This window comes from Staphylococcus hominis subsp. hominis, from assembly GCF_002901845.1.
GTDB lineage: Bacteria > Bacillota > Bacilli > Staphylococcales > Staphylococcaceae > Staphylococcus > Staphylococcus hominis.
In genome coordinates, this window is the sequence record NZ_PPQE01000030.1 from 96,372 (window position 1) to 115,833 (window position 19,462).

Genomic DNA, 19,462 nt, shown 5'->3' on the forward strand with positions numbered 1-19,462 from the left:
TATAAATGAGTCTCAGATTTTTTAAATTCTATATCAATCTTTTATTTTTTCAAATTATTATTTAATACCTCTGTCATTTGCCCTTTTGAACTTTCATTAGGAATAAAATACCATAATCCGTCATTTTGAATACTACCTGTACCTTCTAGCTGATGACGATTCACTGTATCATTAGCCTCTTTATAATGACTTCTAATTTCATTTAAGTCTCCTAATGTTAAATCGGTTGTGACGTTCTTTTGAATTTGAGTAATTAATGATGGCAAATGTGTAATCGCTGAAGAACTCACCATTTTATTTGCCATAGCTTGTAAAACTAGTTGTTGACGTTCTTGACGTCCAAAATCGCCACCTGCACCTGTTTCTTTACGACTTCTAATAAATGCCATAGCTGTATCTCCATCAACATGAGTGGATTGCCCTTTAGTAAATGTTGTACCTTGAACTGTAAATGTATCATTACTCGTTATGTTAACACCGCCGACCGAATCAATCATGTCGTGTAATCCATCCATATCAATAGTAGCATAGTGATCTATTGGCACATTCATTAGTTTTTCTAATGATTTAACAGCCATGGTAGGGCCCCCATAAGCATAAGCATGATTAATTTTTTCAGTTGTACCTCTTCCTACGATTTCTGCTTGAGTATCACGTGGAATACTTACAAGCTCAGTCGTTTTTTTCTTTGGATTCACTGATAAAATCATTATTGTATCACTACGTTCACCATCATTTGTACTTTTACGTTGTGCATTAGAGTCAACACCAAATAAGACAATTGTAAATGGATCTCCATTTCTTAAATTAACATTATGAGAACGCAATTCAGATTGTTGACGATGAAGCGGGTTATGAATTTTATTACCTGTGATCAATATCGTTGCTGCGATAACGGCTACAGCAACGATAGCTAACACAACAAGTATACTAATAACCCATTTCATTATTTTACTAGAGGAATGTTTTTTCTTATCAGGACGTTGCATCTTCCTCCTCCTATTCTATTTATATTAAAATATATCTCCATTATTATATATTAAATGATTTAATTTACTATACAACTTTAGTAGGAAATATATCAAATAACTAAGAATAGAAGTATTAGTGTTCATCATTAATAATAGCTAATATCTCCTCGTAGCACCCTTTATTACTAATAATAAAGGGACCACCTTTAGCGAAATCAAGATGTTGCCCATCCATTTGCGTCATCACTAATCCTAATTCTTTAGCGAATAAAAACTGTGCTGCGATATCCCAAGGTTTAGGATTGGTATTAAAATGTGCTCCAAATTGTCCTTTAATTACTCGCACTGAATCTAATCCGCAAGCTCCTATATATCTCACACTAAAAGACGATTGATACAAAGCTTTACTTAAATTTTCACTCACGTATTCTGAACCAAATGAAACAATAGTATCTTTAAGCGATAATACTTCTGGAGACTCAAGTTTGACATTATTCATGAAAGCTCCCTTACCTTCAATTGCTTTATATATTATTTTATGAGCGTAGTCATAAATATAAGATAATTTAGGTTGTCCATTTTCAAAGTAAGCTAAAATAATACAATAATCTTCTTGTTGTTTCACTAAATTGGCTGTTCCATCAATAGGGTCCATAATCCAAAGGTGTCCCTGATAGGGTTCAATACCATCATTATTTTTTTCTTCAGCTAATAACTGATGTGTAGGAAAATACTTTTCAAGATAGGCTTCGAAATCATTTTGGATTTGTTTATCTACATTTGTAACTAAATCGAATCGATTTTCTTTTGTTTCTGTAACCATATTTTTAATTAAATTAGGAATAATATCATCTAAATGTTGGAACCAATTCGTAATATGCTTATCTATAAATTGAAGTTGTTGATTTTGCATGATGTCACCTCAACGTTTTTATTCATCTTATCATATAACATATTATTTTTTTAAAATAAAAAATCGGCTAGTCATTTGCTAGCCGACAAAATAGAAAGGAAAGTAAGTAATAAATATTGAAGATGTTTCGATGTAACCCGAACGACTCACCTTGAGCTATCTGTTATATAGCCCCTACCCCTTTGTTTGAAATCGTTCTACCCTGTTACAAATATTATATTAGCATAATCACCTAATAATTGTAAGCGTTTTCTAAATAAAAATAGTTTATTTTTACACTTATAATCAACTTATTACTATAAATGTCTTGAATCCCGGTCTTATGTTATAATTAATGTAATATGTAATGTTCATAGGTGGTGAGTATATTGAATAAAATGGAAAGACAAAATCAAATGATGTCATTAATTCAACAAGGACATAAAATCAATGCTTCTGATTTAGCAAAACAATTTAATGTTTCTACCCGTACAATTACTAGAGATATTAATGACTTAGAATCTAAAGGCGTTCATATATACGCTCATAAAGGAAGACATGGTGGATATGAAATTCAAAATACTGATCATTATTTTCAACTTAAATTAAATGAATCTGAACTTATTGCACTATTTTTAACTTTGCAAGAAAGTCAATCTCACTCTACATTACCTTACACTCAAGACATTCGTTCAATTATGAATAAATGTTTAAAAACACCTAATACACAAATGCTAAAAATACTGAAACATATCTCCAATAATATTAAATTAGAAGATACACGTTCTCTAACATTACCACATCTATTTTCAGAAATTTTAATTTATAGTAACGAAAGACATGTTATGCTTGTTGACTTTTCAGAAAATAATGAAATTACTGCAGAAAATGTGATATTCATCGGTTTACTATGCCGTAACGGTCAATGGTTTGCTATTGTTTATGAAATTGGATTCGGTAGAACTCGTGAATTATCAATATTAAATATTGTTGATATTTCTTATTCATTTGAAAAAAAGATTCAAACATACGATATTACTATTCATAACTATAAGGAATTTCTACAGACTAAAAACAATGAATAATGAATATAGTGAGTATTGAAGAAATTTCGATGTATTCTCACTTTCATTCTTAAATACTAAATGCTTACACACCATATATCCTTAACATTCTCTTTTAAAGGATGAGTGTACCATGCATTATAAAACCTTAATATACGATCAACACATTTTAATTCAATTATTAATTTTACTAGAAAAAGCTAAATATTATTATTTTATGGACATAGCACATTTATCTTTGGGAATTAAAGATTACAATAATTTTATTACTCATTGCCGTGCTCATTTTAAACATAATCAAATAAATAGTATTTCATCTCATTGTTCTGATTCACAAATGTATTGTTTCGAGCAATACAATAAATTGGTGACTCACTTAAAACAGATCCCTCTTCAAAATTTTAAAAATGGAAATTTAATCGTTGATTTGCAAGAACGTCAAAATCATATTTATAAAGTTTATAATCAGATTAATAATTATCAATAACCTTATTTTTTTGATAAGTTTAGTAGGTGAATTGTCATTGTAATTGATAGTATGTATAATAATGCTTGATTAATATTAAGTAAAAACTGCATACTATTTTTTTAATCTTCGAAATAATGTCATATTGATGGGAGAATATCACATTATTTCGGTAATCCTATTACGTAAACCTTTACTTAACTTAATCACTTTACAGTTATTTATCGATATTTGTGGGAATTTAGATGTAATATATGATGTATTCACATGCCTAGATAGAGATGTTTTCATTTTCATCTATCTATTTATGATGAAAGAAAAACTTTTAATAAATTAGGTGATTGGATGACAAATATTTTAAGTAGGATAGATGAAGTCTACGCTTCGTCTTCTAAAAGTGAACAGAAACTTTCACGTTTCATATTAAATTCTCCACATAAATTAGTTTCAATGTCTAATGAAGCGATTGCAGATGAGCTTAATATTAGTGTATCTACTATGAATCGTTATAGTCAAAAATTAATTAATCAAAATTTTAAAGCTATACGCGATGAAATTAAGCAATGGTTTCCTAAACAAGTCACACCATATAATATCAAGTTAGTAGAAAATGAATCAGTAGAAAGTTTAAAACAAAAATTATATTTTCAAACTAAAGCGTCGTTAAAACAAAGTAATCATTTTATAGATCACCAAACTATTGACGCTATTTGTGAAACATTTAAACAGGCACATACCATTTTTCTATATGGTTATGGGAGTTCATATGTGTGTGCCCTTGAATTTTATCAGAAATTATCCCGTATTGGTCTCAATATTCAATTAGTTCAAGATACACATTTACTTACTACAATGTTGTCTACACATAATAAAAATGACTGTGTCGTTTTTATTACAAATAGTGGTGAACAGAGCGAACTACAAGCAATGGTAAAAGTCGTTAAAGATTTTAATCTTTCAATGATTACTATTACAAGTTCTAACAATAATTCAATTGCAAAAGATTCTGATTTAGTTTTAACGTATAATGAAGATTATAAAAACGAACTGTGTATGAGTGCGACGACTGCATTATTTGCACAATTATATACGATTGATATTATCTTTTACCGCTTTATAGCACGTAATTATCACGATTCTTTAGACTATATAACACAGTCAAAGATTTCATTAGATAATTATCACAAATATTTATCAAAAATTGAATTTAAACATTAGTAAAAAAGGAGTGGGATAGAACTCATTGTTCCACTTCATTCCTAACTTACGTTGGTCGTCGACTTTCTTTTTGAATGGCTTTATGTTAGGGTCTCGGTCTACAATTGAAAAACTTGATATTAGTCTATGTTTAACTTAGGGATTTACTATCCAAACGTTAAAAAATCTGAGACGTTTATGCACGTCTCAGATTTTTTAATATATATATTTATCGTTATTTTACTCTTTTTATAGCATCATTTTTGTGGTGACCGCGAATAAAGTAATAAACTGTAACCCCTGCTAAGACAATAATACCTATAACCACTGAAATAACTGTGTCTTTATTAAATAACATACCAATTAAAACAATGAGTAAAAAGATAATGGTAATAACACTAGAAATTGGGCCTCCTGGCATCTTAAATGGATGATTTTCAACCTGTTCTGGATGTAATTTTCTGAAACGAATATGACTAATTAAAATCATAAACCATGGAATCATACCTGGTAAAATAGATGCACTATAAACATACACGAAAATACTATCAGCACCTTTAATAAATACAGGTAAAATAACATTTAATAATGCTCCGATTAAAATACCAATTGCAATAGTTAATACTGGATAAAACGGCACACCATTTTTCATTACACGTGTAAAGATTTTAGGCATTTGCCCTTTTTGAGCAAGTGTATATATCATACGACTTGCACTAAAAATACCAGAGTTACATCCTGATAATGCAGCAGTTAATACAACAAAGTTGATTAAACCTGCAGCAAATGTAATACCAATTTTAGAGAATGTAGCTACAAAAGGACTACCAATACTTTCTAATTGATTCCAAGGGTATATTGAAACGATAACAAAAATAGCACCTATGTAAAAAATTAATATACGCCATATAACGCCATTTACAGCACTTTTAATATTCTCTTTAGGATTCTTTGTTTCACCTGCAGTAATACCAATGAGCTCAACCCCTTGATAAGAACCAATAACGATTGAAAGTGCAAAGAAGAAACCAACTAATCCATTTGGCATAAATCCACCGTGTTTCCATAAGTTAGAAATACCGATAGGATGTCCTCCATTACCAATTCCAAAGAAAATCAATCCTAACCCAGCAATAATCATTAATAAGATTGTTACCACCTTTATCATTGCAAACCAAAACTCAAATTCTCCAAACGCTTTAACTGAAGCTAAGTTTGCTACTAATAATAATACTATTGCAATCACACCTGGTATCCATTGTGGTAAATGAGGGAACCAATAATTCATATACTCACCTACGGCAATGACTTCACTCATCCCAACGACAATCCATTGGAATATATTACTCCACGCTGTCATATAGCCAGCAGCTGGATGTATGTATTCACTAGCAAATGTTGCAAATGAACCTGTTGTTGGATTTAAATAAATCAATTCTCCCATTGCTCTCATTATTAAAAATAAGAATATTCCTGCGATTAAATACGCAAAAATAACTGACGGTCCAGTCCATTTAATTGTACTTGTTGCCCCCATAAATAAACCTACACCAATTGTCCCGCCAAGCGCAATCATTCTAATTTGACGTGCACTTAGTCCCCTGTGTAATTCATTATTATCCATAAAAATACCCCATCTCTATTTGGACTAAGGTGCGATACTTTTAAACTATAGAAAATATTTATTACGTTTTCTTAGTCGACATATCCTTTACCTTATTGAAGTTATTATACTATAATTTTCAGAAAATAAAATATATTTTTTAAATTACATTGAAAGCGTTTCCATTTATTTAATTAAAATATTTTTACTTTTTTACAAAAATGAATAATTTAATATTTGTATTATTGAGTTATTTTTAGTTGAGAATCATATTACTAAATTAATATATTTAATTGATACTTTAGCAGTATGCTATACTGCTTATATAGACTTAAAGGAGTTTAACCTTATGCAGCATTTATTAAAAAAGGATATAAAAATATCTATTATTTTTGCTATTGTGTTCTTTTTACTGAACTTTTTTAGTGAACAACAGCACATGGTAAGTTCGCTTATACTACGAACGTTTTTAGCAACTTTAGCATTTTTCTTACTATACTTAATTGTATTTTCAATCTTTAATTCTGATCAACGTAAAATAAAATTTAGTATTACTTTATCTATCGCTGTTATAATCTTTTTAATTATAGGAATAGTATTATCTTCTCCAAAGTTCGGTGTTTTAATAGGAATCTGTGTAGGTATTATTGCAGGATTTATATGGGAATGGATTGAAAAAAGAAAAGGAGAATAAATATATATGTCAGTCACTATCGGTATAATATTAATTATTGTTTTATTATTTTTAAGTCTCATACCAAATTATAATGCAATGAAACAAGCTAAATCTCAAGGATCTAAAAGCACTAGATTTACCGTAATGGTAGGTATTGATGCGATTTTAATTGTTTTATTAGTCTTTACAATTATTCTAAAAATAATTATTTAATAAAAAAGGAACCTTAGAAAAAGGTTCCTTTTTACTGTTATATTGGTCGATCACTTTATAATTTGCCTTGTAACAAAAAGAAATACGCTATAAAAGCAAGTATAAGATATATCATTGATCCTAACATGAATGAACGTATACGAACTCTAAAAGGAATACGTTTATTAAATATTGGACCTAAAACAAGATTTCCTATTCCAATAATAATGGGTCCAGCTAAAAAGAAGATAATTAATTGCCACGACATTTCATTCACACATGACCCTTTTCAAAAAAACGATTTATAATTTCTTCGTTATTTAAATCTTTACCAATATATGGAATAGTTGAGAAATCTTGTGTTTGAGTCATATAATTTGTATTTACTATAACATCTAATCCAGCGCGAAAAGCAGCTGTAGCACCATTTACAGAGTCTTCAATAGCTAAACAATGCGTTGGAGAATAATTAAGCTGCTGAACCGCAGTCAAATAAAGTTCTGGCTCTGGTTTTACATATTCTACACTTTCTCTCCCAACAATAATATTTATATATTCATCTAAACCTAAACTCTTAAATACTGGAAAAATATCCTTTTTATAACTACTTGTCGCAATTGCCATAGGAATATGACGTTGCTTTAAGTATTTCATCAATTGTTTAATCGTAGGATTAATTTCTAATTGATTGCTTGTTTGATGATGTTCTTTATAAATAGTTTCTTTATTATCATTTCCAATCGTCTGTTCCAAATATTCGTGTAAATCCTTTGCTTCTCCACCAATATTTTCACGGTAAAAATCGAGTGTAATTGGTGTTGCATTATGACTAATTAGATGCTTATTAATAATATTAAACAAGTGTTGTTCAGTATCGACAATTGTACCATCAAAATCGAATACTATTGCTTTATACATGATATTTCTCCTTTAAACTTAATATTATAGGTAAGTTTAACATATTACATTAACGTTTAGACCAATATTTGGCAAGAATAGGTCCAGAAATATTATGAACAAAACTGAATACGGCTCCTGGCACTGCTGCTAGTGGATTAAAATGTACAGTTGCCAAAGACACAGCTAAACCTGAATTTTGCATTCCAACTTCAATAGAAACCGCCTTTTTGTCTCTTCTATCAAGTTTGAATACATGTGCTAAAACATAACCTAATAAATAGCCCACTGCATTATGTAAAATGACTACAATAAAAATAAGTAATCCAGTTTTAAGAATTTGTGATTTACTCCCTCCAACAACAGCCGCTAAAATCAATGAAATCGCTACTACAGAAATAATTGGTAAAATTTTAGTAGCCTCTCGAGTTACTTTTTTGGAAGCAAGTTGTAGAATGAATCCTATGATTATTGGTAATAAAACAACTTGAATGACCGACCATAGCATACTTAAAAATGATACATGTAACCACTCATGAGCAAATAAATAAATTAAAGCAGGTGTTACAAATGGTGCTAATAAAGTAGATACACTTGTAATCGCTACAGATAACGCAACATTAGCATTAGCTAGATAACTCATGACATTACTTGATGTTCCGCCAGGACAACATCCAACTAAAATCACTCCAATTGCTAACTCAGCTGGTAAATGAAATATTTTCGCAATAGTATAGGCCAAGATAGGCATAATAGTGAATTGTAAGATCACTCCGATAATAACAGACCTCGGCTCTTTAAAAACCAATTTAAAATCACTAGGTTTAATTGTCATTCCCATGCCTAACATCACAATTCCTAATAGCCATGGGACGAATTGACCAATCGTCGCTAGTTGAGTTGGAAATATAAAACCTATAATAGCAGCAATAAACATCCACAATAAAAATGTCTTAGTTGCAAATTCACTTACTTTACTTAACATGACGTCACCCTCTTATTTTAAATAATGAAATAAGAGTATCACAGGAGAAAAAGTAAAACAATAAATTTTCAGAATATTTAAAAATATGTATATTTTTATTTTTTCTTTTTTAAATAGAGTTACGAATGTATTACAAAAATATTAAATTAAAATTCATTCAAAAGTCGTAGTGATAATCATAATAAAGAGTGATACAATCAGACTGTATATGGGAACGACGTGTTTTATTTTAAGAATGATAATGACATGAAGACTACATATTATTAAGAATTGGGAGGTTCTTGCATGTGGATAGATAAATTTGAAACTTACATTCTAAATATTGTAGGTTTGCAATCAAGATCGACTAAAAGACAATTAATGAAAATTTGCAGAAATGTTCAATTTTGCGAATCATTTCAATACAACATTATTAAATATAACAATACTCCAGCCCTTGAAATTAGCTTACCTAAACAACAATTACCCTATTTCATTAGTTTTTTAAGTTTTTACCAAATTTCTATTTACCAAATTCTCTCTTCTAGAAATACACACATCTTATTAGATTCTGGACAACATTATTCTTCTTCTAAACGCTTTAATTTATGTATAGATGGATTACAAGATGCTTTTATTAAAGATAAAGTTATTGATATAATGACATATTTCTCTAATCAATATGATTTAACTTATACATTAAACAATAATTATGCTAGCGTATGTTGTAAACCAGAAATATTCTCGAAACTCATTCAGTTTATTGCTTGTCGAAATATTGATATTTTATCAGCCACATATAAAACTCGCGCATTACATAATGCACGTATTTCTTAGAGTAGTTAAAGGGTCGAAACAAAATGTTTCGACCCTTTTGGTATCTTATTTTTTATCATTTTCATCAAACACTAAGTGTTCGAATGCTTCTCGTACTTGTGGTACGGTCATTCCTACAACTACTTGTACATTCTTACCACTTTTTACAAGTCCATGTGCCATTTGTTGATGTGTAAAATATGCAGTATCTTCTACTTTTGATTCGTCATTAACAGTTAAGCGTAAACGTGTTGTACAATTTGTCACATCTTTAATATTTTCTTTTCCACCTAAACCTTCTAAATAATAATATGCTTTTTCTTCATATTCATTACTAGGCTTAAAACCTGAAGTGTCTGTACTATCTTCTCCTTTTTTCTCTTTATAATCTTTTTTAGAAAATAGTTTCACTTCTTCTTCAGCACGACGTCCTGGTAATGGAATATCAAATTTTAAAATAAGATATCTAAATACAAAGAAGTAAATTGCTGAAAAAATTAAACCAATAATAACTTGAGCTACATAAGTCATCCAGTGATTTTGTCCAAGTGGAATCCAGTTTGTTGCAATAAAGTCAAGCAGTCCTCCACCCATATTACCAACTACCCCAAAACCATACATGATTGTATCCATTGTTGCAGCTAATAATGCATGAATAACAAATAAGAATGGTGCAATAAATAAAAATGTAAATTCTAATGGTTCTGTAATACCAACTACAACAGCAGTTAATGTAGCAGGTATCAATAATGCAGCTACTTTTTTACGATTTTCTTTAGGTGTTGTAGAATACATTGCTAAAGCAATACCAATTGCGCCAAATACTTTACCATTACCTTGAAGCATGAAACCATAATGGAATTGATCTTTTAATGGTTTGCTACTTTCGGCAAATTGATTTAAATGTCTAAACCATTCTGCTTTTAAACCATCTTTTGCTACAACTGGACCTACTTCAATTGGTGCATAAACAAAATGGTGAAGTCCAGTAGGTATTAATACACGTTCTAAGAAATGGTATAACCATACGCCTATATAACCAGAAGCAATAATGAAGTGTTGTAATGATTCAATTCCGCTTTGAATCGTTGGCCACACTACACATGTAATGGCTGCTACTAGTAACATAACAAAGAATGAAATAGTGACTACAAATGTTAAACCTTGGAAAACACCAAGCATTTCAGGTAATTTCTTACTGTAATATCTATTATGTATCCAAGTTACAATAGCTGAAATAATGATACCACCTAAAATATTAGTATCTAATGTTGGAATACCTGCAATTGCTTTTAAACCTGTAACATTTTCAACACCCTTTTGTAAGTTTGCACCAAACGTATGTGGCCATTGCGTTAAAATGGCATTGATAAATGTATTAAACATTAAGTAACCCATTAAAGCTGCTAATGCTGCGTGACCTGGTGCTTTTTTAGCAAGTGAAATGGGTAACCCTACTACAAATACAATTTCCATGTGATTAAAGATAACCCAACCACCAGATTCAATGACTGACCAAAATTTAAACCAAAATGTGTGACTATCTGCCAAACCACCCATTATCGTTGGGTTTTTAAATAGTGTTGCAAACCCCAATATAATCCCGAAGAATGCAAACATTAATACTGGAACTATCATTGCGCTCCCAAAACGTTTTATTGCGTTCATATGCTGCCCCCCAAATCTAAATATCATCATTAATCATATGATATTGCACTTTTTTAAGCGCTTTCTTAATATCTTAATTCTATTATAGTAAACGCTTTCATATATACAATAGCATTGACTCATTTTGAAATATTTTTGTATAATCAGTTTATATTTTCTATAGATGAAAAAATTTTCAATATTATAACTTGAGGTGTTTATATGTTATTAGATGAGAGAGTTAATGCTAACTTTGATAAATTAAATGACAATGACCTTCATATAGCTCATTTTGTTAATACACATATAGAACAATGTAAAACTTTAAAAATACAAGAACTATCACAATATACACATGCATCAAACGCAACGATTCATCGTTTCACCCGTAAATTAGGCTTTGATGGCTATAGTGATTTTAAATCTTATTTAAAATTTGAAAGTCAATCTTTACATGAAGTTCCTACCGATTCAATCAAACAATTTAAACAAGAAATTGAAACAACATTTACTTACCTAGAAAGGGTAAATTTTAACCTTATTACTGAAAAAATTGATAAAGCTACCAATGTATACTTATATGGTACTGGACGAGCTCAGAAAAATGTAGCTGAAGAGGCACAACGTATCTTATTAACTATGCATAAAAATGTAATTGTATTGCATGATGAACATGAGATTAAAATGGTACTTAACTACTCTAATGAAGATGACTTATTTTTTGTGATTTCTTTATCTGGAGAAACTCACCAATTAACTGAGATTACTAATTTACTTCAATTGCGCCAACGTTATTTTATTTCTGTTACAACCATGAAAGACAATACATTAGCACAAAAGGCAAATTATAATGTTTACGTTTCTAGTCATACATTTTATTTATACAATGATATAGATTATTCTAGCTTTATTAATTATCATATCTTCTTTGAAACGTTACTAAGAAAATATAATGAGCGAAAAGAAAACGGTGAATTATAATAAATAAAAAGACCTATTAAGTAATAACTTACTCTTACTCAATAGGTCTTTTCATTTTAATTAAAGTAACATATCATTGTCCTCTACATATTGATCTAAAACTTCATTCATTCGATCAAACATTAATTCTAAACCATGTGCAGTAGAATCATGATATTCTTTCTTTTTATGTTTATATTCTAAAGCCGTTAAACGACGTTCTTTTTCTACTATAGATTGATAGTAAAAGAACATTTGCGTACCGCCTGATTCACGCTCTTCAAATTCTACTTCAATAACATCTTGACTATCGCTTAATTCTGGCATTCCAATAGTCATTTTGATATATTCATCGGATACTAATTCTTCATATTTACCTTGAATTACATTTTGTTTACCATTACGAGCATCTACTATACGATATTGTCCACCTTCATGAATATCTGCATCAAATAACTTATTTGTTCGTTGGGAGGTCATAAACCATTGCTTTAATAAGTTTATATCTGTCCAAGCACTATAAACAAATTCTGGAGAATATTTAAATAAACGCTCAATATGAATCTCAACTTGTTCATTTTCTACATTATATTTTGCCACTCATCTCACCTACTTTCACTCTTAGTTATATTTTAACGCATTTATAAATACTACCAAAATTTCAACTATCAGAAATTAAAAAAATATAAATTTAGATGATTTTAACTTGTTATATATCATTTATTTCGTCTTAAGACGTGGAAATCTAAATACAATTGCTAGAATTCCACAAATGCCTAATAAAATTGAATAAATACAATATGGCATCATACTAAAAGGAGATATTCCAGCGACACCCGCTGCTGCAATAAGTTGAGGGCTATAGGGTAACAGACCTTGAAAACATCCAGCAAAAATATCAAGAAGACTTGCTGATTTACGAGGATCTACTTCATACTCGTCGGCAATATTTTTAGCCAATGGTCCTGACATAATAATTGAAATTGTGTTATTTGCTGTAGCGATATCCGCTACACTCACAAGACTAGCGATACCAAATTCAGCACCACGTTTCGATTTCACTTTCGATTTCACAAAATTAAGCAACCATTCTACACCGCCATTATGTTGAATAAGACCAACAAGCCCACCAATAAGTAAAGCTATAATTGCAATATCTTCCATTCCAATAATTCCTTTTGATATAGCAGTTAATAAACCTTTCCAATTGAAAGAACCATCAATAAGACCAATGATTCCAGAAAGTATAGTACCACTAATTAAAACTACGATAACATTCACACCAATGACGGCTAAAACAAGCACTAAAATATAAGGAATGACTTTCACTAAGTTATAATCATATTGCTTAGAATGATCAACATGTACACCATTTGTTAAGAAAAATAAAATGATAATTGTTAGAATTGCACCTGGTAAAACAATCCAAAAATTAACTTTAAACTTATCGCTCATTTTTGTTTTTTGAGTACGTACTGCTGCTATTGTGGTATCTGATATCATTGATAAATTATCACCAAACATCGCACCGCCTACTACTGTTCCCATCGCTAACATAGCTGAAATATCAGTTGCCTGAGAAAATCCAAATCCTACAGGTGCAAGTGCTGCGATCGTTCCAACTGAGGTTCCCATAGAGATAGAGACAAACATACAAATTATAAACAATCCTACAATAATAAAATTTTGTGGTATGAGTGATAGTCCTAAATTAACTGTAGACGTAACACCACCCATTTTTTCAGCAGTAGTTGAAAATGCACCTGCTAAGATAAAGATGAAAACCATTAGGACAATATTTGAATGCCCTGCTCCTTGGGTAAATATTTCAATCTTTTTTGAAAATTTTTCTTTTCTATTCATCATTAATGCTACAATCACAGTAATCGTTATCGCAACATTTAAAGGCATATTACTAAAATCTCCAGTAGCGATTCCTATTCCTAAAAATAATGCAATAAATAGCACAAGAGGTAGTAGTGCCCATGCATGCCCTTTATTACCTTCTCCCATATTTAACCTACTTTCATTAATACTAATTGAATTTATATTTAAAGGTACAAGATTCATGTATCATCGTCAATACAATTACATGTAAAATTCATATTATTATGATTCTGGACGTTCAATTGTAAATGTGTCTCCGAGTTTAGAATAATTATTTCCCGCTAAACGTGCTACCGGTTTAAGCTGATTAGAATCAATTTTACTATCCTCAAAATAGACATCTTCACTTATATGATACATAACAACGTCTCCTATAATTAAATCAGCACCATCATTTTTAGTACCTAATTGAATCATTTGATCTAATTTACATTCAAAACGAATATTAGATTCTTTCACAGCAGGCGTCTTTATCATAGATGAACTGATAAGAGTCAATGATGTACGTTCTAATTCATTGTCTTCGTATTTTAAAGGTGCAGCCGTCTCATTGATATCTTCAATATTGAATTCATCTGTAATGTGCACAACAAATTCTTTTGTTTTTTCAATATTTATAGCTGTATCTTTACGCTTACCATTACTTCTTTGTGCTGCAATTGCTATCATAGGTGGTTTATTATTCACTACATTGAAAAAGCTAAATGGCGCACCGTTTAAATTACCTTTTTCATCTTCCGATGTTACAAACGCAATAGGTCTAGGGATAACTGAACCACTTAATAATTTATAATTTTGAATGTCTGATAATTGATTTGGATTAATCTCTTTCATTTTTAATTCTCCTTTATAAAATAAAAAGCGAGAGATTTCTAAAAATCTCTCGCCAGTATACTTAACATTTTACTAAATTAGTCGATTTGAATACCACCAGTAACGCTATGAACTTGACCAGTTAAATAACTACCATCTTCTGAAGCAAATAATACATATGGTCCCACACATTCAACAGGTTGACCTGCACGACCTAGTGGAGTAGCTTGGCCAAATTCTGGTATTGCTGATTGAGGTTGTCCACCACTGATTTGTAAAGGTGACCAAAATGGTCCTGGCGCTACACTATTCACTCTAATACCTTTATCTCCAAATTCTTCAGAAAGACTTTTTGTTAATGAAATAATTGCTGCTTTAGAAGCGGCATAATCATGTAAAATTGCAGCAGGTTTATACCCTTGCACTGAAGATGTCGTTGTAATTGAAGCACCTGGTTTTAAATATTTAGTTGCTGCTTGAGCAGTCCAAAAAATTGGATAGACATTTGTTTCAAATGTTTCAGCAAATTGTTCAGTTGTAAATCCATGAATATCATCATGATACTGTTGATGACCTGCAACAAGAGTAATGTTGTCTAAGCCACCTAATTCATTATAAGCTTGTTTTACTAAATCATAGTTAAACTGCTCATTTCTCACATCTCCAGGGATAAGCACTGCTTTTCTTCCAGCTTTTTCGATGACTTTTTTAACTTCTTGTGCATCTTGTTCTTCACTTGGTAAGTAGTTAAGAACTACATCAGCACCTTCTTTAGCATAAGCAATTGCTGCTGCACGTCCAATACCTGAATCGCCACCAGTTACAAGCATTTTATAATCTTGTAAACGACCATGACCTTCATATGATTCTTCACCACAATCTGGTTTAGGTGACATTTTATATTGATAACCTGGTGTTTCTTGTTCTTGTTTTTTATAATCAGAATCTTTAAATTTAGTTCTTGGATCTTGTGCACCCATTAAAATCATCTCCTATTTAATCACTCAATACTGGTTTACCACATTAAATAGTAATTAAATCATAATTCCAAAAATTTTCTAATAAATATTATGCTAATAATTGATAAATCAGTTCTATAAAATAATCAGGTATTTTTTCTAAAATACGTTCATCTGGATTGTATTTTGGATGATGTAAATCATATTCGCTATTCGATCCAATAAATGCAAATACCCCTGGATGATGCTCTAATAAACCAGAAAAATCTTCTCCAATTGTATACGGATGTTCTAAATCAATTACTGTGTATCCTACTTTTTTTGCCGCTTCTTTAGCATGTTTGGTAAGCTCTACGTCATTAATAACTGCGCCTGGTAAACGTGTATAAATTAATTCAATCTCTATATTAAATAATTGTTCTAATCCTTTAGCAATGTCATGCATACGTTGTTCAATATAATCTTGTACGTCAGGTTTGAATGAACGTACCGTACCTTGAACATAAGCATTATCTGCTATAACATTCCAAGTATTACCTGAAGACACTTCTCCTATTGTAATGACAGCACTATCAAAGGCAGATAAATTACGACTAATAATTGTTTGCAAACTTGTAATTAATTGCCCTAACGCCATTACAGGGTCATTGCCTTGCTCTGGCTTGGCAGCATGAGCTCCTTTGCCATGAATTTTAAATTCAAAACGATCTACAGCAGAAGTAATAGGACCTGATTTAATGGCAAATTCTCCAATATCTAATGTTGGATAATTGTGAAATCCAATAATCGCTTGTACATCATCTAGTGCATTGGTTTTAGCCATGACTTTAGCTCCATATCCAAGTTCTTCGGCTGGTTGAAATAAAAACCTTACTCTTCCATTTAATTGTTCTTCTTCTTCTTTTAACTTGGTAGCAATAGCTAAGATACTAGCCATGTGAATATCATGTCCACAAGCATGCATCACTCCATCATTAGTAGAAGTAAAATCTTGACTAACTTGCTCCTGAATAGGTAACGCATCAATATCAGTACGAACCGCGATACACTTTTCTCCTTGTCCTATTTCTGCTACTAGACCCGTTTCCATTGGAATGTCAATCATTTTAATATTGTATGAAGTTAATATATCTTTTATACGTTGCGTCGTTTTATATTCGTATTTTGATAACTCAGGATATTGATGAAACATACGTCTCCATTTTACAACATCGTTAAAACTTGTCATCAATGTCACTTCCCTTCCTCTAAGTCCAATAAAATGTTGTATAGTCTATAGTATCATAATTATCAAACTTTTCTTATAACTAAATAAGAGTAGATACCCATTACTTAGAATGTGGACTACTCTTATTTAAAAGTTCATTTCAATTTTTAAAATAACTACTCAATAAAATGGTGAATAAAATTCGCTGCAAGTTGAGCAGTACGATGATCAATATCATAATTTGGATTGACTTCGGCAATACTAATAGAAGACGTCTTTCCACTTAATATGACGCGTTTACCTATATCAAATACAGAATGAGGATTCAATCCGAGTACAGTAGGTTCACTTACTCCAGGCGCAAATGCACTATCGATGGCGTCCATACTAATTGTAAACATAATCGTTTCATGCTGATGAATAAATCGTTCAATTTTATCTTTAATGGTTGGAGACAAATCATTTAAAATTTCATCTGCATATACATAGATAATTCCTTTTTCTTCAGCATATTCATATAGAGAACGTGTATTTCTACCTTGAGACAAGCCTAAAACTAAGTAATCAACATTATCATCTTTTTCTAAAATTTGTCTGAACATTGTACCAGAATTAGATTGTACATCAGCACGCGTCTCGAAATGTGAATCGATATTAATAATGCCAATAGAAGCATCAGGATAAGTGTGTCTCGTTGCTAGATATTGTGCATATGCGATATCATGTCCTCCACCAACAAAAAAAGATTGGTGATGCTGTTGAATAACTCGAGCAGCCAAATGTCCCATTTCTTCTTGAACTTCACTTAGAGAACCTTTTGTATATTCTACATTTCCATAATCAACAAGAGATTCACATTCACTTAAATCCGGTAATTGGGCAAAAGCTTTTTTTATTTCATCTGGTCCTTTTTTAGCACCCATTCTTCCTTCATTCAGTTCAATCCCTTTATCAACGGCATAGCCTAACAAACCTACACCAACTTTATCAAAACGATTGTCTATATTTTCTAAATTAGCAAATGTGACGGTCTGAAAATGCTTAAACTGCTTAGGATCATTTTGACTATCTACTCTTCCTTTCCATAGTTTTGGATTGCTTTTACTGTACATAATAATAGATGCCTCCTAATTATTTAAGGTTACCTTAATCATATAACATATTTTATACAATCAATACCCATTTTTATTAAATTATTCACCCTTTAATTTATGATTCAGACATTAAATATTAGTTTCAAAAATTTAAAAATAATTCAATACTATTACATTTTAATGATATTTAAAATGGACAATTTATTTATCCCCTTGTAATATGTATAATATTAAGGAAAGAATATATATATGGTTACCCTAATGGAGGTTACATACATGAAGACGAAACGTATTTCAGGATTTCAATGGGCTTTAACAATTTTTGTATTTTTCGTTGTTACAATGGCATTGTCTTTAATCCTGCGAGACTTTCAAGCATCTATTGGTATTAAACGTTTTGTGTTTAGTATTAATAATTTAGCGCCATTTATTGCTGCAATAATTTGTATTATTGCATTTAAAAATAAGCGTACTCAACTAGCTGGTTTGAATTTCTCTATTGATATTAGAGTTATTGAACGTATAATACTTGCGTTAATTTTACCGCTCATTATTTTTATTATTGGAATGATGAGTTTCAATAGATTTGCTGATAGTTTTATTTTATTACAAGCCAATGATTTATCAGTATCTGTATTTACAATTATTATTGGTCATATTTTCATGGCTTTCTTTGCTGAATTTGGATTCCGTTCATATTTACAAAATATTGTTGAAAGTAAAGTCAATACATTTTTTGCTTCAATCATTGTAGGTTTAATGTATTCTATTTGGACTATTAACACGACATATGGAATGCAATATGCAGGTTATCACTTCTTATATACATTTATGTTTTCAATGATTGTGGGTGAATTAATCAGAGCAACTAAAGGTCGTACGATTTATATTGCAATGCTATTCCATGCTGCAATGACATTTGCTCAAGTATTCTTATTTAGCGAAGAAACTGGTGACTTATTCTCTATGAAAGTCATTGCTTTAAGTACTACAATTGTTGGTATTATTTTCATTCTTTTAAGTTTAGTCATTCGCTTTATCTTATATAAAACAACAAACCAATCATTAGATGAAGTAGAACCTAATAATTATTTAGACCATGTAAATGATGACACAGATGATTCAAATAAGACATCTAATAGTGAATTGGACAAAAA

Annotated in this window: 20 protein-coding genes and 1 pseudogene; 8 read left to right on the forward strand and 13 right to left on the reverse strand. The window is 30.5% G+C overall.

Annotated elements, in window-relative coordinates:
- Positions 1-41: 41 nt before the first annotated feature.
- Both CD034_RS09635 and CD034_RS09640 read right to left on the reverse strand, forming a co-directional pair.
- Positions 42-989, reverse strand: coding sequence for an LCP family protein (locus CD034_RS09635; protein WP_103288323.1), 948 nt, complete (start codon positions 987-989; stop codon positions 42-44).
- Between the two features lie 115 nt (positions 990-1,104).
- A complete protein-coding gene (locus CD034_RS09640) occupies positions 1,105-1,884 on the reverse strand; it encodes an inositol monophosphatase family protein (protein ID WP_002448358.1) in 780 nt (259 codons plus the stop codon).
- Between the two features lie 368 nt (positions 1,885-2,252).
- Between CD034_RS09640 and CD034_RS09645 the strand changes: the two genes are divergently transcribed.
- From CD034_RS09645 to CD034_RS09655, 3 genes are all read left to right on the forward strand, one after another.
- A complete protein-coding gene (locus CD034_RS09645; protein ID WP_037554333.1) occupies positions 2,253-2,948 on the forward strand; it encodes a helix-turn-helix transcriptional regulator in 696 nt (231 codons plus the stop codon).
- A gap of 112 nt (positions 2,949-3,060) precedes the next feature.
- The gene (locus CD034_RS09650; RefSeq protein WP_002448527.1) at positions 3,061-3,414 is read left to right on the forward strand and encodes a hypothetical protein; all 354 of its coding nucleotides are present in this window, start codon (positions 3,061-3,063) and stop codon (positions 3,412-3,414) included.
- 324 nt (positions 3,415-3,738) lie between these two features.
- A complete protein-coding gene (locus CD034_RS09655; protein WP_049417726.1) occupies positions 3,739-4,611 on the forward strand; it encodes a MurR/RpiR family transcriptional regulator in 873 nt (290 codons plus the stop codon).
- A 214-nt stretch (positions 4,612-4,825) separates the two neighbouring features.
- Here CD034_RS09655 and CD034_RS09660 read toward each other — a convergent pair whose 3' ends face one another.
- Positions 4,826-6,214: an amino acid permease gene (locus CD034_RS09660; RefSeq protein WP_049417724.1), complete on the reverse strand. Its 1,389-nt coding sequence runs from the start codon at positions 6,212-6,214 to the stop codon at positions 4,826-4,828.
- A 328-nt stretch (positions 6,215-6,542) separates the two neighbouring features.
- On the opposite strand from CD034_RS09660, the gene CD034_RS09665 reads away from it, so the two are divergent.
- Both CD034_RS09665 and CD034_RS09670 read left to right on the forward strand, forming a co-directional pair.
- Positions 6,543-6,887 carry a hypothetical protein gene (locus CD034_RS09665; protein WP_002448336.1) on the forward strand — a complete coding sequence of 115 codons (345 nt, stop codon included), beginning with the start codon at positions 6,543-6,545 and terminating at the stop codon, positions 6,885-6,887.
- Between the two features lie 6 nt (positions 6,888-6,893).
- On the forward strand, positions 6,894-7,082 hold the full coding sequence (locus tag CD034_RS09670) for a hypothetical protein (RefSeq protein WP_002448560.1): 189 nt from the start codon (positions 6,894-6,896) through the stop codon (positions 7,080-7,082).
- Between the two features lie 55 nt (positions 7,083-7,137).
- Here the strand turns inward: CD034_RS09670 and CD034_RS09675 are convergent, their stop codons facing one another.
- The 3 genes from CD034_RS09675 to CD034_RS09685 are packed head-to-tail and all read right to left on the reverse strand — an operon-like array spanning position 7,138 to position 8,943.
- Positions 7,138-7,329, reverse strand: a complete 192-nt coding sequence (locus CD034_RS09675; protein ID WP_002454981.1) for a hypothetical protein — start codon at positions 7,327-7,329, stop codon at positions 7,138-7,140.
- A gap of 5 nt (positions 7,330-7,334) precedes the next feature.
- A complete protein-coding gene (locus tag CD034_RS09680) occupies positions 7,335-7,979 on the reverse strand; it encodes an HAD-IA family hydrolase (RefSeq protein WP_002448575.1) in 645 nt (214 codons plus the stop codon).
- Positions 7,980-8,028: 49 nt separating this feature from the next.
- Complete coding sequence (locus CD034_RS09685) at positions 8,029-8,943, reverse strand: bile acid:sodium symporter family protein (RefSeq protein ID WP_002488728.1); 915 nt, start codon at positions 8,941-8,943, stop codon at positions 8,029-8,031.
- A 285-nt stretch (positions 8,944-9,228) separates the two neighbouring features.
- On the opposite strand from CD034_RS09685, the gene CD034_RS09690 reads away from it, so the two are divergent.
- On the forward strand, positions 9,229-9,759 hold the full coding sequence (locus CD034_RS09690; protein ID WP_002454979.1) for a hypothetical protein: 531 nt from the start codon (positions 9,229-9,231) through the stop codon (positions 9,757-9,759).
- Between the two features lie 45 nt (positions 9,760-9,804).
- Here CD034_RS09690 and CD034_RS09695 read toward each other — a convergent pair whose 3' ends face one another.
- Entirely contained in the window at positions 9,805-11,406 is a 1,602-nt protein-coding gene (locus tag CD034_RS09695) for an alpha-glucoside-specific PTS transporter subunit IIBC (RefSeq protein ID WP_049417721.1), read from the reverse strand.
- A 201-nt stretch (positions 11,407-11,607) separates the two neighbouring features.
- Between CD034_RS09695 and CD034_RS09700 the strand changes: the two genes are divergently transcribed.
- Entirely contained in the window at positions 11,608-12,366 is a 759-nt protein-coding gene (locus CD034_RS09700) for a MurR/RpiR family transcriptional regulator (protein ID WP_002448387.1), read from the forward strand.
- Between the two features lie 60 nt (positions 12,367-12,426).
- Here the strand turns inward: CD034_RS09700 and CD034_RS09705 are convergent, their stop codons facing one another.
- The 6 genes from CD034_RS09705 to hutG all read right to left on the reverse strand — a co-directional run bounded on the left by CD034_RS09705 (position 12,427) and on the right by hutG (position 18,323).
- Positions 12,427-12,945 (reverse strand): SRPBCC family protein, encoded by a 519-nt coding sequence (locus tag CD034_RS09705; RefSeq protein ID WP_103288324.1) that lies wholly within the window; start codon positions 12,943-12,945, stop codon positions 12,427-12,429.
- A gap of 120 nt (positions 12,946-13,065) precedes the next feature.
- Positions 13,066-14,358 carry a Na+/H+ antiporter NhaC family protein gene (locus CD034_RS09710; RefSeq protein ID WP_002448544.1) on the reverse strand — a complete coding sequence of 431 codons (1,293 nt, stop codon included), beginning with the start codon at positions 14,356-14,358 and terminating at the stop codon, positions 13,066-13,068.
- Positions 14,359-14,454: 96 nt separating this feature from the next.
- Positions 14,455-15,066, reverse strand: a complete 612-nt coding sequence (locus tag CD034_RS09715; RefSeq protein ID WP_049432417.1) for a flavin reductase family protein — start codon at positions 15,064-15,066, stop codon at positions 14,455-14,457.
- A 77-nt stretch (positions 15,067-15,143) separates the two neighbouring features.
- Positions 15,144-16,025 (reverse strand): SDR family oxidoreductase, encoded by an 882-nt coding sequence (locus CD034_RS09720; protein WP_002488817.1) that lies wholly within the window; start codon positions 16,023-16,025, stop codon positions 15,144-15,146.
- An 88-nt stretch (positions 16,026-16,113) separates the two neighbouring features.
- Positions 16,114-17,232 (reverse strand): amidohydrolase, encoded by a 1,119-nt coding sequence (locus CD034_RS09725; RefSeq protein ID WP_103288325.1) that lies wholly within the window; start codon positions 17,230-17,232, stop codon positions 16,114-16,116.
- A gap of 155 nt (positions 17,233-17,387) precedes the next feature.
- The gene (hutG, locus tag CD034_RS09730) at positions 17,388-18,323 is read right to left on the reverse strand and encodes a formimidoylglutamase (RefSeq protein ID WP_103288326.1); all 936 of its coding nucleotides are present in this window, start codon (positions 18,321-18,323) and stop codon (positions 17,388-17,390) included.
- A 258-nt stretch (positions 18,324-18,581) separates the two neighbouring features.
- On the opposite strand from hutG, the pseudogene sdpC reads away from it, so the two are divergent.
- Positions 18,582-19,410, forward strand: a pseudogene (gene sdpC / locus CD034_RS09735) (peptidoglycan release complex CPBP-like subunit SdpC); the annotation flags it as partial.
- Positions 19,411-19,462 lie beyond the last annotated feature (52 nt).

Excerpts from the sequence above, each read along its gene's own strand:
- CD034_RS09670 (WP_002448560.1), top strand. The coding sequence starts at position 6,894 with ATGTCAGTCACTATCGGTATAATATTAATTATTGTTTTATTATTTTTA.
- CD034_RS09660 (WP_049417724.1), bottom strand. The coding sequence starts at position 6,214 with ATGGATAATAATGAATTACACAGGGGACTAAGTGCACGTCAAATTAGA.
- CD034_RS09690 (WP_002454979.1), top strand. The coding sequence starts at position 9,229 with ATGTGGATAGATAAATTTGAAACTTACATTCTAAATATTGTAGGTTTG.
- CD034_RS09720 (WP_002488817.1), bottom strand. The coding sequence starts at position 16,025 with ATGGGTGCACAAGATCCAAGAACTAAATTTAAAGATTCTGATTATAAA.
- CD034_RS09655 (WP_049417726.1), top strand. The coding sequence starts at position 3,739 with ATGACAAATATTTTAAGTAGGATAGATGAAGTCTACGCTTCGTCTTCT.
- CD034_RS09635 (WP_103288323.1), bottom strand. The coding sequence starts at position 989 with ATGCAACGTCCTGATAAGAAAAAACATTCCTCTAGTAAAATAATGAAA.
- CD034_RS09685 (WP_002488728.1), bottom strand. The coding sequence starts at position 8,943 with ATGTTAAGTAAAGTAAGTGAATTTGCAACTAAGACATTTTTATTGTGG.
- CD034_RS09695 (WP_049417721.1), bottom strand. The coding sequence starts at position 11,406 with ATGAACGCAATAAAACGTTTTGGGAGCGCAATGATAGTTCCAGTATTA.
- CD034_RS09680 (WP_002448575.1), bottom strand. The coding sequence starts at position 7,979 with ATGTATAAAGCAATAGTATTCGATTTTGATGGTACAATTGTCGATACT.
- CD034_RS09710 (WP_002448544.1), bottom strand. The coding sequence starts at position 14,358 with ATGGGAGAAGGTAATAAAGGGCATGCATGGGCACTACTACCTCTTGTG.
- CD034_RS09640 (WP_002448358.1), bottom strand. The coding sequence starts at position 1,884 with ATGCAAAATCAACAACTTCAATTTATAGATAAGCATATTACGAATTGG.
- hutG (WP_103288326.1), bottom strand. The coding sequence starts at position 18,323 with ATGTACAGTAAAAGCAATCCAAAACTATGGAAAGGAAGAGTAGATAGT.
- CD034_RS09665 (WP_002448336.1), top strand. The coding sequence starts at position 6,543 with ATGCAGCATTTATTAAAAAAGGATATAAAAATATCTATTATTTTTGCT.
- CD034_RS09725 (WP_103288325.1), bottom strand. The coding sequence starts at position 17,232 with ATGACAAGTTTTAACGATGTTGTAAAATGGAGACGTATGTTTCATCAA.
- CD034_RS09715 (WP_049432417.1), bottom strand. The coding sequence starts at position 15,066 with ATGAAAGAGATTAATCCAAATCAATTATCAGACATTCAAAATTATAAA.
- CD034_RS09700 (WP_002448387.1), top strand. The coding sequence starts at position 11,608 with ATGTTATTAGATGAGAGAGTTAATGCTAACTTTGATAAATTAAATGAC.
- CD034_RS09675 (WP_002454981.1), bottom strand. The coding sequence starts at position 7,329 with ATGTCGTGGCAATTAATTATCTTCTTTTTAGCTGGACCCATTATTATT.
- CD034_RS09650 (WP_002448527.1), top strand. The coding sequence starts at position 3,061 with ATGCATTATAAAACCTTAATATACGATCAACACATTTTAATTCAATTA.